Below are 14,473 nucleotides of genomic sequence, written 5' to 3'. Positions count from 1 at the left end.
TAAAGAAATTAATTATAAGAAATCTTTTTTTAAGTGTTCTTCAGGGAGTGCTGCTATAAGTTTCGCCTTAATGTTTCCTGCAATGTTAATTTGTATGTTAGTTTCAATAAATCATACTCAAACAATGCGCGACCGTGCAAGGATCTCTGAAGCTACTAACGAAGCTTCGTTGGCAGTTATCGCATTAAACAATAAAAATGCCGATAAAACAGCAATTGAACAAAATCGAAAAATGGCATTGAACTATATTAATTATTTTGTTTCCCAAAAAATTAGTGATGATTTAGTAGAAGATGTCGATGCCTCTATTAATATAGAATATAATAAAAACACAAAGGTATATAGTATAACCTATAAACAGAAAGTTGATTCTTTAACAAGTAATGGCAAAGGAAAAGTTGATGAGTTAAATCAATCTATGATTGTTAGCAATAAAACCGAAAGTTATGGTAATACAAAGAAATTTGAGAAATATGACACATTTGATATTGCTTTTATCAGTGATTTTTCAGGTTCAGCAACATGTAAATATGATGCTCCAGATTGTAATGACTACTCTCCCCAAAATAAAAATGGTGATCAGCAACGTCTTCAATATATGAAAAAAGCAATAACAAATATAATTAATAAGCTTGAAAAGTCCTCGGGAATTAAATTTGCATTGATTCCTTATGATATCGGTGTACCTGTTAAGCTGGATGCTAAAAACCTAGCTGGTGGAGAAAGTTACGGTTGTTCGGTTATGTACAAAATGGAGGATCCTTATAAAGTCAATTATAATTTTTGGGCAAATAAAAACATTGCATATGCTAAATGGCGTAATCTGGCAAAACCTTATGACCTCCCAGAGACACCGTTACCGGAGTTGTTTTTCATAACTTATCCTTATTTTTATGATCATGGGAACGTTGTTACTTATTATTTAGATTATTTTAATTATCGTTATTATTCACAAATAATTGGGCCAGCGAAAGAGTTGTATGATGATGATGCCTTAGTGCGTAGTGGATTGTGCGGGAAAAGGTTATTTCCTGATAAGGGAGCAGCACAGTATAGTTGTGGTAAAGATAATTGGGATTATCCATTACGTTATGAAAATGAGAAAACTATTAATGAACAATATGCTAGTATTGTTCAACTATATCATTTCATGTTTTCGGGAAGATTTTCGGACGACGTGCATTATTCATTTGCTAACACTAAAACAGTTGATGTACAAGGTACAATTGATGAATTGTTCAGTGGCATAAACACTAATATAATAACATTTAATCGACCTATTTCGCCTACTGTTGGTGATTTTTCGCCATTTTTTGGAATGTGCCAATCACCTTTATATAATAATGACATAATGAGCGAAAAGGTGATTAATTTGCCAACTAACCATCAAAGATTTTTAGAAGCATCAAAACATATTAGAACATTTAAGGCATTCCCTCATTTAGTTCCTTTTAGTAAAGACAGAAATCATAATTCGACTTTACTTAGTTATATTGGTGAGAGTGAGCAATCTTGGCAACCAGGTGGAGGAACAGACACTATAACCGCCTTGTTAAGGACAGTTCCTGTAATGGCAAATGGATCCGCTAATAATAAAATGATGATTATTATTACAGATGGTAAAGATGATGCTGGAGCCGATATTCTTAGAGATGATTTTTTGGATAAAGGTGTTTGCCAAGCAATAACGACTGGATTAACTTCAGCAGATAATGAGAATAAAGGCTATATTGAGAAGGCGGCTAATACAGCAACGATCCACTATATAAAACTTGATCCAAAAGCAGCCAATTTGACAACTGATGAACAATATGAAGAAGTATATGGAAAATGGTTTACTAAATGTATGAATGGTAATAGAGAATATTTACACGAGGCTCAAGATTATCAGAGTCTATTTGATACTATGGCAAAAATTATTCAGACGGAAACAGGTAATTTTGTTAACAGAGATGAATCTAATTAATAATGAAGTAGGGATTATTTAAAATGAAATTAATTAGAGTAATGGTATTATTTGCATCATGTTTATGCCTTTCATTATTTGCAAACGAAAGAAAAAGAAGTGATGCTGTCATGTTGACGATAAAATCATTTATAAAAATTCCTACTTCAACTAACTCTATTGATACAGGAATTACGATAGAAAATGGAAATATTTGGCTTACAGGATACAGCGATTCATGGATATTGGGCAGTGTTTTGTTGGGATGTGGTCATTAAAAGCCTCATTATAGAGTAGAATTTTTGTCGATGAAGGGATTTATATTACGCAAATAACTGCAGGAGCATATCATCAATCATGGTGATGTTTGGTCATGAAGCGACAATCGCGCTTGGCAAGCCTCAGCTATTAAGGTTGAAAATATTGGGGGTTATCAAACTATACCACCCCTAGTTTTGGTAGCTAAAGATGTCATCATGACAGAAGCTGGAGAATATACTTCTTTTGTTTTAACCCGGAGTGGAGAGGTTTATGCTTGGGGGAGATGATGAATCAAATCAATATCGGTTTAGATATAGTGTACAGGAACTACCAGTACATGTTTACCAGACGTACCACCCAGTGCAAATTACTAATCTTCCCCCTTATATTAGTGGTGAGGATATATAACTATTAGGGGAGGAAACCGTTACACTGCTTTTTTAGCTTCGGAAGGCGAGGTGTACGCTATGGGAGATGCTAATCATCTCGGTATTGAATTTGGTTATTTGGATGGTACCCTATATGAACCTGGATTGTATCTTGATGATGTAAATGGAAAGAGCTATAAAGTAAGTGTCCCTATTCCCCAGTTTGTTATGGATGATGTTAATACGCTTTATTGTCGATTTGGGGGATGTGTTGCGGTCACTAATGATAATGAATTATTTACGTGGGGAGTAACACTTGCTGCAGGTGTAGAAAATGGTTCCCTTTGGCAGATAATGTATGGTTATAAACCCTTGAAAAGAGAAGTTATTGGTAATTTGACTAAATTTGATGGTGGTAAAGAGAGTATAATCTATTGGAATGATGAAGGGAAAGCTTTTGGCGTTGGATGGAATAATCATTTTAAATATGATCCTAAAGGTAAAGCTCCTCTTGTCGTTAATTGGCCAGGAGTAGAATTAAAATTTGTTACAGATGAGATGAAAAAAGTTTATGGTGAAGATTTTGTTCCAGGACAGTGATACTAATGGTTAATCAAGAATTAATTAATGATATTATTATTCTAGCTATTTGGGCATGTTTGTTATTTTCATGTTATACGGATTTAAAATATCGAACTATCTCAAATAAAATTGTTATAATAATATTCATTTTAGTTATTTTGAATTTTGCCCTTGGCAAAGGGCATCTAGATTATATTGCATCAGCTATATTTTTAATTTGTGGTCTATTCATGTTTTATTGTCGACTTGTTGGTGCTGGAGATATAAAATTAATTACTGTTCTTTTGATTTCTATTCCAATAAACAGTGTGCTGTTTTTCTTAGTCGTTATTACCTTTTTGGGGTTACCAATGGCAATCATTGCAATAATATACAGATCCTTCAAAAAAAATTCTGTTACATTGCCTTATGGGCTTGCCATTAGTGGTAGCTATTTTTTAACATCAATAACCTTATTTGAGGTTATACTGTAATAACTAACTTGTAGTTAACATCTTAAATATAATCGCATTTTTATAATAAATATCAATGTTTCCCATCCTCAATAAGGCGGGTGGGAAACTCTTTTTTAACCAGCAAACACTTAATAACTGTTATTCCTTAAAAAATATTTGAAATACTCTTACACATAGCTATATAAAAATTATTATGTTTTAGTCACTTTTAATAAAAAGTTTATCCCCTTATTTTAAGAATATGTATGTATACCATTTTGGTGCATATCAGGTCTGTATTAGAGTATTATAAGTTTATTACTTTTTAATGATGAATCATTATAATTATTTTTAATTAGTTTTTTGCTTAAAAAACAGTAATTATATTAACTAACATTTATCAAACTTTGTTTAAGTTATGGCATAGTTATTGCTTATAAATAACATTGGATAGATTTGTAATTATAAATATTTAGAGGAAACATCCGTATGGAAAATCATAGCAGTAGTACTGTTGCTTTTGTTAAAAATCGGCGTGCTTCATTAATCAGTGCTATTTTTTTAATGGCAACATCGGCAATTGGTCCGGGATTTATTACTCAAACCGCTACGTTTACCGTCACGCTTGGTACTGCCTTTGGCTTTGGTATTTTAGCATCTATTATTATCGATTTTGTTGTTCAGCAAAATATTTGGCGAATTGTAGCATTAACCAAAATGAACTCTTCAGATATAGCTAATGCAACCATTCCATTTAGTGGTTATTTGCTAGCGGTGTTAATTATATTTGGTGGATTAGTATTTAATATTGGTAATATAGCTGGTGCAGGTTTAGGTTTAAATGCATTGGTTGGCCTTGATCCTAAATGGGGAGGGGCAATTAGTGCACTTTTAGCGGTTTACATATTTTCTTCCCGTAAAGCGAGTCATTTTATAGATCGTTTGATGATTGGTTTTGGTTTGTTGATGATTTTTTTGACACTGTTTGTGGTGTTCGCATCGCATCCACCGATTGGTCAAGCTTTAAAAGAGACAGTGCTTCCAAGCCATGTTGATTTTGCTTCAATTACGACCATCGTTGGTGGGACAGTTGGCGGTTATATTTCTTACGCAGGCGCTCACCGTTTACTTGATAAAGGTATGGTTGGTGTAGAGCATATTGATTATGTTTCAGGCGCAGCCACAAAAGGAATTGTCGTTGTTGGTTTAATGCGTTACATTTTATTTTTAGCGATTTTAGGTGTCGTGGCAAGTGGTGTGACAATTGATATTTCAAGTTATGCTGCTAACCCTGCATCGCAAGCATTTCAAGCGGCTTTGGGAGAGTTTGGATTGCGCCTTTTTGGTTTGATTTTATGGGCAGCAGCCATCACTAGTGTTATTGGAGCCGCTTATACTTCAATGACATTTATTCCTCCGTTTAAACGTACTATTACAGACAGACAACGTCAGTTTGCTACCATTATTTTTATTGTTGTTTCGCTTGCAATTTATTTAATTATGGGGACTGCACCAGTATCATTATTAGTCTTTGCTGGTGGTTTTAATGGTTTAGTTTTACCGCTTGGGTTAACTATTTTTGTTTATATTGGCTGGAGACGTGCTGATCTTATGTCTGGGTATCATTATCCAAGATGGTTATTGTTGTCAGGTTTAGTTGTGTGCGCAATTACTTGGTATATGGGCATAATGTCGGTCGCGACTATTTTTAACTATCTAAAATAGAAGGGCAATATGATAATCACCAAATGTATTGATTTAAATAGTGACCTTGGCGAGAGCTTTGGTCAATGGCAAATGGGTAATGATGAAGCAATGCTAAATGTTGTTAGCAGTGCGAATATTGCTTGTGGATTTCATGCAGGTTCGCCTGCTGGCATTTTAAAAACGTTGAATGCCGCTAAAGCCAATAATGTCCAAGTGGGTGCTCATGTTGGTTACCCTGATTTAGTGGGATTTGGTCGTCGTAATATGGATGTTGCAACTGATGAGTTAACCGCTGATGTGATTTATCAAATTGGCGCACTTAAAGGATTAGCCACATCAATCGGTACCAAAGTGAGTTACGTTAAACCACATGGCGCATTATATAACACTATTGCACACGATAAACGTCAAGCAATGGCGGTGATTGATGCGCTTTGTCTTGTTGATCCCACGCTTATTTTGGTTGCGCTTGCTGGCTCAAAACTGATTGAATGGGCTAAAGAAAAGGGTTTAAACGTAGTTGCTGAGGCTTTTGCTGATAGAGCTTATCATGCTGATGGTACTTTAGTTTCTCGTAAAGAGGTTGGAGCGGTATTGCATGATCCTGATTTAGTTGCCGAACGCATGTTGCAATTGGTTAATGATGGTGGCGTGATGTCTATCGAAGGGCAATTTGTGCGTATTGAGGCAGGATCAATTTGTGTCCATGGCGATAGTGCAGGTGCTTTAGGCATGGCACAAAAAGTACGACAAAAACTACAACAAAATGGCATTCATATTGCCTCGTTTGCTAAAAGTAATAATAACTAAATTAGTTAACGTTTTGAAAAAGTTAATTAAATTAATAAAAAAATATGATTAGACAACACGTTACCAAGTGGGCTATAAACTTGGTCTTTAATATGACAAAACAATGTAAAATATGTATTGTTAGTGATTGGATGTTGATCATATTTCGAGGTACTTAATGCGATTTTTACCCGTTAATATCGATGCGTTTATCGTAGAATTAAACAGCCTTGAGCAAACCATGGCGCTTACTGATGTGCTTCAAGGTGTTATTGCTGATTGGCATATCAATGAAATAATTCCAGCGGCACGAACCCTATTAATCCGTTATAACCCCATTGTAACCAATGCTAATATACTTGCTGAGCAGATTGCTCAATTAGATATTTCGGCAAGCGTTATGCAATCAGGCGAACAGGTAACAATACCTGTTCGCTATAATGGTGAAGATTTATCTCAAGTGGCAGATTATCTTGGCATAACGGTTGCCGAAGTCATTGCAAGGCACACTGATAATGAGTATCAAGTGGCTTTTTGTGGCTTTGCTCCTGGATTTGCTTATATGGTATCTAAAACGGCTCAGCTTAATGTGCCACGTCGAAGTTCGCCACGAGTCCGCATTCCAGCAGGATCGGTTGCTTTGGCAGGGGAATTTAGTAGTGTTTACCCACAAGCAAGCCCTGGTGGTTGGCAATTGATTGGCATTACAGATACGGCAGTTTGGGATATTTATCGTGATGAGCCAGCGCTGTTCAAACCTGGTACTCGGGTTAATTTTATTGATGTGAGCCAATCGAAAACAACTTATCATTTACCTGCTCATTTATCAGCAGCTAAAAAACAAGATGATCTTGTTGAGCAACAAGATATAACAGTATTAACGACAGGGTTGCAAACATTGTTTCAAGACAATGGCCGAATTGGGCAGGCGGCGTTAGGCATTTCTGAATCGGGAGCGATGGATAAAAACGCATTACACAGTGCCAACCGCGTGTTAGGTAACTCAATTAATGAACCAGCGTTAGAAATTACCCAAGGTGGTTTTAGCGCCCAAATAAACAGACCAATGTTAGTTGCTGTGACGGGCGCTATATGTGAGATCACAATAACCACCATCCAAGGTGAAACCTATACTTCTCCTATGTATCGGCAAATTCAATTAGAAGCAGGTGATATTATCCGTTTAGGTAATGTAAAATGTGGCGTTCGTAGTTATTTTGCTGTGCGTGGCGGTTTTCAAGTAACACCTATTTTAACCAGCTGTGCTTTTGATACGCTTGCACAAGTTGGGCCCTTACCACTAAAATCGGGTCAAATGTTGGCGATTAAGCAAGCAAAAACGTTAAATCCAGTATCATTATCAGAAACTCCTATGATTAATTACCCAACTAGTGATGATATAGTAGTGTTAGATATTGTGCTTGGACCACGTACCGATTGGTTTACTCAGCAATCGATAGCGCTTCTTACTTCACAGTTGTGGTCGGTTACTCCAGCTTCTAACCGTATTGGCTTGCGTTTATCTGGCCAGGAACCGTTAATTCGTGAAAAACAACAAGAATTACCTAGTGAAGGTACCTGTATTGGAGCAATACAAATACCAGCTAATGGACAACCTGTATTATTTTTGAATGATCACCCTTTAACAGGAGGTTATCCTGTTATTGGCGCAGTATGTAATTATCATTTAGATTTAGCAGGTCAAATTCCAGTCAATGCTAAAATAAAGTTTAATCCTATAGGGATGTTTAAAGAATTTGAAGGGAGTGATGTTGATCATGTCTGAAAATAATAAAAATATAACACATAAAGTATTGATAGCTAATCGAGGTGAAATTGCTGTACGTATTATTCGCGCTTGCCGTGATATAGGCTTGTTATCTGTTGCAATTTATGCCGATGCTGATATTGATGCACTCCATGTACAAATGGCTGATGAAGCTTATGGATTAACAGGCAATGTACCTAGCGATACATATTTAGATATTGATAAAATTATCGCAATAGCTAAAAAATCAGGAGCCACCATGGTTCATCCAGGTTATGGTTTTTTATCTGAACGTGTTGAATTTGCTAGAGCAGTACAAGATGCAGACTTAATTTGGGTAGGCCCTAACCCTGAAACGATTGAAATATTGGGTGATAAAGTCAAAGCAAGACAGCTTGCGTTGCAAGTGGGAGCTCCTTTGGTTGTTGGTACAAAAGAGCCTGTAAAAGATGCCAAAGAGGTTATTGAGTTTGCGCATGCCCATGGTTTACCAATTGCTATTAAAGCCGCATTTGGTGGCGGTGGTCGAGGTTTAAAAGTAGCCTGGCAAATGGACGAAGTAGAAGAACTTTATCATTCCGCAGTTCGTGAAGCTACAACTGCTTTTGGGCGAGGTGAGTGTTTTATTGAACAATTTTTGCATAATCCTCGGCATGTTGAAGCACAAGTTATTGCTGATACATTAGGTAATATTGTTGTCGTTGGTACACGTGACTGTTCATTACAACGACGTAATCAAAAATTAATTGAAGAGTCTCCTGCACCTTTTATAACAGATCAATTAGAACAGCAAATTATTCAATCTTCGATTGATATTTGCGCTAAAGCAAACTATGTAGGCGTAGGTACAGTTGAGTTTTTACTTAGCCAAGATGGTAAGTTATCTTTTTTAGAAGTTAATACGAGATTACAAGTTGAACACCCAGTAACAGAAGAAACTACAGGCGTCGATCTTGTTATTGAGCAACTGCGTATTGCCCAAGGTTTACCTCTGAGTATAGATGAAACACCTGCACCTAGAGCTCATGCCATTGAATTTCGTATCAATGCTGAAGACACAGCTAACGGTTTTTTACCTGTAGCTGGTACTATTACACGTTTTGATGTACCAACTGGTCCTGGTGTACGCATAGACAGTGGGGTGATGGCTGGTTCAACAATTCCAGCAACGTTTGATTCCCTTATGGCAAAATTGATTATTGTTGGTAATAATCGACAACATGCCATTGCAAGGGCTCGTCGTGCTTTGGCTGAGTTTTCTATTGAAGGGGTAGCTAGTGTGTTGCCATTTGCTCGTGCGGTTATTGAACATTCTGATTTTTGTGATGATTTTAAATTACATACACGTTGGATTGAAACTGAATTTACTACAACAATAGCACCAGCCAAAAGGCAAATACCACAAAAAGAAGCAGCGTTGACACGCACATTTATTGAGATTGACGGTAAACGTTGTAAACTCGGTTTACCTGCACAACTCCTTGCAGGGTTATCCTTGCAAACGGAAGCTAATTTAGATACATCCTCAAGCGTGAAAGAAGAATTATCTGAATTGATTGTCCAGTCACCTGTTTCTGGTAGTCTTTTTAAATGGGTGATCAATGATAATCAAAGCGTAAACGCAGGCGATGTCATTGCTATTATGGAAGCCATGAAAATGGAAGTTCAAGTTATTGCACATCGAAATGGTGTGCTAAAACAAATACTCAAAGAAGGCAATTATGTTAACGCAGGATCACCTGTTGCAGAAATCATTTAGATAACGCTGATAAAACAAGAATGTTTTTCATTAAAATAGCAAAAAAACATCAAATATAGACAATATATTTTGCTTATTTTATACTCATGAGCATGATATTTTGTCTATTTTTAATGTGTTAGGATGATTTATATTGAAGTTTTCTCAGCAATCAAAACTCACTAATGGCGCATTAGCCTTAGCGTTATCGCCAGCCTTAACACCAGATGGAATTATTGACAACCCTCAATTTTTTGCTGGTTATGCTCTTTACCCACAGATTCTTGCTAGATCTTTACTGGTTCTAGCTGATATTACTGCGACCCGATATTTTAAACCGGTGCCGGTGACTTTGCGTGATCCTGTTTTATCTGCGCAAGGGAATCAATTAAGAGCAGAAGTTTTTTCTGCCTGCAATAGTGTTTATGCTCGTTTAGATTTGTTACAACAAGGGTTTGATGGACAAATATTACGAGGCACAACCAATGTAGATATTGGTATTAGCTTAAGGCAAGCGCTAACTCAGGTTAATTATAAAGATAAACTTTATCTCAATATTGGCAATCAAGGTTTGGCAACGCACCATATCCAAAAACAAGATGAAGATGTAATTGGAATAAAGGCCATTATTGAGCGCCCTGTTGCAATGCCAGATAGGTGGATTCGAGCACTTGGTAATGTAGCTGAAATTCATACCAAAATGGTCGCTGTTTTTACGGTAACGGGAATACAAGCACAAACCTTTATTGCAGGATTGCCAACCGTGACTAGTAAACATCAATCAAGCTGGCTAGTGCCATCTAATACTGGTATTAAATTGATGGCTCAAGGCGGTCTCGATAGTGTGTATATTTCTGGGCTACATCGGTTAAGTGCACTTAAGCGATTAACGACCAATGTTAAGCGTTTAACTTTTTATCAGCTAGCAAGTGGCGAACAAGGACCCTGCATGGTTGAAGTTGAACTCGACGGTGCAAGACTTACTTTGAGCTTAACTGCACAGCCATGGCAAGGCTATTCTGGCGAAGGTGCCTTACTTGAGCTGCTTGCACCAAAACAGCAATTACAAAATGCTCAACTTGTTCAATCTATTTTACAATTTGATTCGCTGATCGATCTGACTCAGCTAGCGATAAAAACAGGTTTAGATACTCAGCGCATTAATAGTTCGCTGGCGTATCTAGCTGTTTCAGGTAAGTTGGGTTTTGATGTACACCAGAATGGCTATTTTCATCGTCAATTGCCTGAAGATCCTAATCGACTTATCAAAGATAATCCGCGTTTAAAATCGGCCTATAAATTGATTGAATGTATTGATCGGGTTGATGAAAACACATGGATGGTTCACTCGAATAACGAAGACTATCGTGTCCGTTTTGTTAGGCAGAATAGTAAAATGACATCACAATGTACTTGCTCATGGTATCTGAATCATCAACTCAAAAAAGGACCATGTAAACATATTTTAGCAGTACAAATTAAGGAAAATATTTATGAATGCTAACTTAGCGAAAGCCGAAGCGATTTTTACTTCTTTGAATTGGAACAATGTCACCGCTGACAATATTTTACAACAACCGCTAGGTAGCAAAGAGCAGCAAAAGATTGCACTTTTAGGATTAAAAAATGGCAAATGGGGTGACTATGTCAAAGTAGGCAACACTTTTGTATGGCAAGATTATGTTAAGTGTAATAAAGCATATTTAGCTTTGTACGCCATTCGGATTGGGGTATCAGTGAGCCGAGCGTTAAAACTTGCTCATTATACTTATTCATCTTTGTTATTGCCGGTTATTATTGAACGAGGTGAAAATTACGCACAAAATTTTGTGCAACAAGCATCTGCACCAACAGATCTTGCTGTTCAGTTGGTTGATCGTTTAAATTTGGTTATTCCTAAAAATCAGAATTATATCGGCGGTTGGACGTTGTATGCGGCGGTTGCTATGCGTGGTGATGATGTTGTAAAGCATTTTTCAGTTGCTACTCATGATGCAGATGTTGTCAACCCTTTTTACGATAAAATTCCTCCAAATATAGCTCAATGTCAGCGTCGATTTATCGAACATATTCATATTGCTATAGCGATAAATACACCTGCTACACGATCATTTATCGAGGTGTTTTGCTTGGGGGTAACATTAGGTTGGCTTGACCGAGAGCAAGCAAAAGAGTTACTTTTTTTAGCTTTAGATATCGCTATTCGTCCTATAGATCGTAAAGTATGGCTAGATACACTTTATGATTTAGGTATTACCGATGCTGAATTGTGCCAGCGAGTACCTGCTTTAATTCCATTACTAGCCATGGGTGAATCTGCAATAATTAATCGATTAGCACCTGTTTTAATTCCCTTTGTTGATGATGAATTATTAATCGAAGTGATGACGGCATGTTTATCATCTAAAATAAAATCGGTCAAAAAATTAGTGTTAAAGATAGCCCTAAATCGCAAAGCGCCCCAAAATACTGATTTGTTTATGCCTTTGTTAAACCTATTACTTGACCAAACTGATGAATCAATTGTGGCTTTAACTAGCAAGCTAATTACACAGTGGCATCTTGATGATCATACCGTACAATCTAATTCCTCCGAATTACAACAACTTTGGCAACCAACACCGCCACTTTGGCAATTGCCGCCTTTTGAATTAGAGCCTATTTCCCCTGATGTATTAACTGAGTTAGCCTCTGAATTAGTAAAAAGAAACATATCTGGTCATGATAGTGTGACGGAAAGATTTTTAGCTGTAGCTAATATTATTGCTTATCACGATCCTCAAGCAGCAAAAGCGAGTTTAGCGGGTATAAAATTACGGGTTGATCAGCTTCTTGGTTTTCTATTTTATTGGCGTAAAGGCGAAGAGATTCCGTATCATAAATATTTGTCTGATTTATTAACAGCACGCGATTATATTGTTTGTAAAAATTTAGGCAAAATACCTTGTTTACTGTCGACACCAAGCATGAGTGATCTTTCAATAACAGTGGATGATCTTAGTCAACGATTAGCGATTTATCAACAGTTGAAAATTGATGCATTAGAGGCGGATCTGTTTTTAGCCTTGACTCGTCTTGATGTTTCGACACAAACATCATCAACGATAGAAAAACTCAAGAAGTTAAATGTTGCAGTCGTTTTGCAATCAGGACAAAAAATGCCAATTGATGCAGGCTCTTTAGTATTACAGTATCTGGACGATCCAGTAATCGAACCTAAATTAGCGTTAAATACTTATATTGAAGACGTACTGTCCCTGCCACAATCATTAAATTATTTTCCTAAACGTATTGGAAATAACGGGTTTACAAAAATTCTTGCTATTTTCCCGTTATGGAACGATAGTGCAATACCGTCAGATATTGATTGGGCTACATATTACCATCAAGGTTTTGAGTTCCAGCAAATTGTTAACAGGCGTTCTCCTTTTGATTCACGTTCTGCAATGGCATTGTTAGCTATGCAACGCGCTAATTCGCCTTATGTGGCTAGCAATATGGCTCAAGCAGTAAACGATGCATGGCAAAGAGGTTTGCTTATTCCAGGTGTGGCGGATATTTTGTTACTGGAGCGATTTAGTCAGGTTCCTTGTCGTATAGCTAGTTTGGTGTCAGTATTAACCGATATTGCAAAACAAGGTATTCTTTCGGTGGTTTGGCCTATTTTGGATCAATTAATCATCGCATCATGTAAAGCACCAAGACTGTTATCTGGCACGCTTGAAACTGTTGATGCGATAGCTGAGTTTTTACCAGAAGTTCAATATGCTGTCGATCAAGGCATAGCCGATGCCAATCAATTGCAATTACTTGGCATCAGAATGTTAGCCAGTAAAGAAGGTAGTGCTAATGCGATTAAGAAAGCAAAAGCCATAGTTGAAAAACTTCCTAAAATAGCCCTTTTAACACAAGACGTATCGATGCGAGCTCCTGATGATTTTGAACAAGTATGGTCAAAACTGCAAAAGGCTAAAGTTGTGCCTGAAGATAATGTTTCAATTACTATTAGTAAGCCTGTAATAGATCAATCATCACGCTTTTCTAAAGCATTGGCTAAATCACTAATGTTTACTTTAAAACTACCCAATGTGTCTAACCAAGTTTTCCACATAGTAAAAAATGATTGGTATTATGATTTAGAATACGAATTCCAATGCGAAGCTTACCCTCCATTATCAAAAGATCAACAAGTTATACCTAATTTTCAATCAAGAGTTTGGTTACATTGGTGTATTAACAAACAGTTACTTGATGTTGAGAAAACACGTAATTGGCAAGAAAATAACGATGGGTCATTATCAAGTATAGATAATCTAATTTTTTCAAAATCGTTAGTGACAGTGATTATCGGATTGTTGGCTCAAGACAGTGATACTTATAAAGCAAATTTTATTTTTGAAAAAAATGTTAAAAAAGGAATCATTGATGCAGATACCATGCGCAAAGCTATTATCTTGTTTCTCGATTATCCTGATTTAAGCCCCGCTAAATTAATTCGATTACTAGAAAAAAAGCCAAGTTTATTGCCAATATTTTGTCCAGTATTAATTGAATGCATTAAGTTTGTTGGAAATCTAGTAAAACAAGGTGAAAAAATACCTGCTTGGATTAATCGGATTTTAGATATGTCATTAAACTATGCTCCTTATTTGAAAGAGGCAACTAGGCGCGGTTATCTAACTGAACCTGATTCTAAATGGCAAGGCTTAGCTGATATTGCCCAAGCAAAAGCAAAATCAGTAGCAGTAAACAAAGCAAAACAACTACTTGAATTACTTAAGTAAGATGGTTATTTTTGGGAAATGATTAGAACACTTAAAATAGGTCTAATATAAAAGCAATAAATAATTAAATTTAATCATCATGTAAAGTGATATATAA

12 protein-coding genes are annotated in these 14,473 nt (G+C 36.4%); all 12 read left to right on the top strand.

All coding sequences use genetic code 11. The features are described from left to right. The first annotated feature begins 94 nt into the window (after positions 1–94). The 12 genes from ACGH6Q_RS05535 to ACGH6Q_RS05480 all read left to right on the top strand — a co-directional run bounded on the left by ACGH6Q_RS05535 (position 95) and on the right by ACGH6Q_RS05480 (position 14,376). Entirely contained in the window at positions 95–1,966 is a 1,872-nt protein-coding gene (locus ACGH6Q_RS05535) for a hypothetical protein (protein WP_411592239.1), read from the top strand. 23 nt (positions 1,967–1,989) lie between these two features. Continuing rightward, positions 1,990–2,223 (top strand): hypothetical protein, encoded by a 234-nt coding sequence (locus tag ACGH6Q_RS05530; protein WP_411592238.1) that lies wholly within the window; start codon positions 1,990–1,992, stop codon positions 2,221–2,223. Between the two features lie 198 nt (positions 2,224–2,421). After that, positions 2,422–2,493, top strand: a complete 72-nt coding sequence (locus ACGH6Q_RS05525; RefSeq protein WP_370738314.1) for an RCC1-like domain-containing protein — start codon at positions 2,422–2,424, stop codon at positions 2,491–2,493. Further along, entirely contained in the window at positions 2,477–2,614 is a 138-nt protein-coding gene (locus ACGH6Q_RS05520) for a hypothetical protein (RefSeq protein ID WP_167370104.1), read from the top strand. The genes ACGH6Q_RS05525 and ACGH6Q_RS05520 overlap by 17 nt, the downstream gene beginning before the upstream one ends. A gap of 50 nt (positions 2,615–2,664) precedes the next feature. Beyond that, the gene (locus ACGH6Q_RS05515; protein WP_411592236.1) at positions 2,665–3,174 is read left to right on the top strand and encodes a hypothetical protein; all 510 of its coding nucleotides are present in this window, start codon (positions 2,665–2,667) and stop codon (positions 3,172–3,174) included. A gap of 5 nt (positions 3,175–3,179) precedes the next feature. After that, a complete protein-coding gene (locus tag ACGH6Q_RS05510; RefSeq protein WP_296301357.1) occupies positions 3,180–3,629 on the top strand; it encodes a prepilin peptidase in 450 nt (149 codons plus the stop codon). A gap of 450 nt (positions 3,630–4,079) precedes the next feature. Next, on the top strand, positions 4,080–5,315 hold the full coding sequence (locus tag ACGH6Q_RS05505) for an NRAMP family divalent metal transporter (RefSeq protein ID WP_411592235.1): 1,236 nt from the start codon (positions 4,080–4,082) through the stop codon (positions 5,313–5,315). Positions 5,316–5,330: 15 nt separating this feature from the next. Next, positions 5,331–6,107: a 5-oxoprolinase subunit PxpA gene (locus ACGH6Q_RS05500; protein WP_174799151.1), complete on the top strand. Its 777-nt coding sequence runs from the start codon at positions 5,331–5,333 to the stop codon at positions 6,105–6,107. A gap of 157 nt (positions 6,108–6,264) precedes the next feature. Continuing rightward, a complete protein-coding gene (locus ACGH6Q_RS05495) occupies positions 6,265–7,872 on the top strand; it encodes a 5-oxoprolinase/urea amidolyase family protein (RefSeq protein WP_411592234.1) in 1,608 nt (535 codons plus the stop codon). Then, a complete protein-coding gene (locus ACGH6Q_RS05490) occupies positions 7,865–9,613 on the top strand; it encodes an acetyl/propionyl/methylcrotonyl-CoA carboxylase subunit alpha (protein ID WP_411592231.1) in 1,749 nt (582 codons plus the stop codon). The genes ACGH6Q_RS05495 and ACGH6Q_RS05490 overlap by 8 nt, the downstream gene beginning before the upstream one ends. A 133-nt stretch (positions 9,614–9,746) precedes the next feature. Continuing rightward, the gene (locus ACGH6Q_RS05485) at positions 9,747–11,096 is read left to right on the top strand and encodes an SWIM zinc finger family protein (protein ID WP_411592229.1); all 1,350 of its coding nucleotides are present in this window, start codon (positions 9,747–9,749) and stop codon (positions 11,094–11,096) included. Continuing rightward, positions 11,086–14,376: a hypothetical protein gene (locus ACGH6Q_RS05480; RefSeq protein WP_411592227.1), complete on the top strand. Its 3,291-nt coding sequence runs from the start codon at positions 11,086–11,088 to the stop codon at positions 14,374–14,376. The genes ACGH6Q_RS05485 and ACGH6Q_RS05480 overlap by 11 nt, the downstream gene beginning before the upstream one ends. Positions 14,377–14,473 lie beyond the last annotated feature (97 nt).

Origin of the sequence: Gilliamella sp. BG2, assembly GCF_046635645.1 — a bacterium.
GTDB classification, from domain to species: Bacteria; Pseudomonadota; Gammaproteobacteria; order Enterobacterales; family Orbaceae; genus Gilliamella; species Gilliamella bombi.
The sequence above is the reverse complement of the archived record's forward strand: the minus strand, read 5'-3'. Positions and strand labels throughout refer to the sequence as shown.

Coding starts and splice junctions, on each gene's coding strand:
- ACGH6Q_RS05490 (WP_411592231.1), top strand. CDS start 7,865: ATGTCTGAAAATAATAAAAATATAACACATAAAGTATTGATAGCTAAT.
- ACGH6Q_RS05495 (WP_411592234.1), top strand. CDS start 6,265: ATGCGATTTTTACCCGTTAATATCGATGCGTTTATCGTAGAATTAAAC.
- ACGH6Q_RS05535 (WP_411592239.1), top strand. CDS start 95: ATGTTAGTTTCAATAAATCATACTCAAACAATGCGCGACCGTGCAAGG.
- ACGH6Q_RS05510 (WP_296301357.1), top strand. CDS start 3,180: ATGGTTAATCAAGAATTAATTAATGATATTATTATTCTAGCTATTTGG.
- ACGH6Q_RS05520 (WP_167370104.1), top strand. CDS start 2,477: ATGCTTGGGGGAGATGATGAATCAAATCAATATCGGTTTAGATATAGT.
- ACGH6Q_RS05530 (WP_411592238.1), top strand. CDS start 1,990: ATGAAATTAATTAGAGTAATGGTATTATTTGCATCATGTTTATGCCTT.
- ACGH6Q_RS05480 (WP_411592227.1), top strand. CDS start 11,086: ATGAATGCTAACTTAGCGAAAGCCGAAGCGATTTTTACTTCTTTGAAT.
- ACGH6Q_RS05505 (WP_411592235.1), top strand. CDS start 4,080: ATGGAAAATCATAGCAGTAGTACTGTTGCTTTTGTTAAAAATCGGCGT.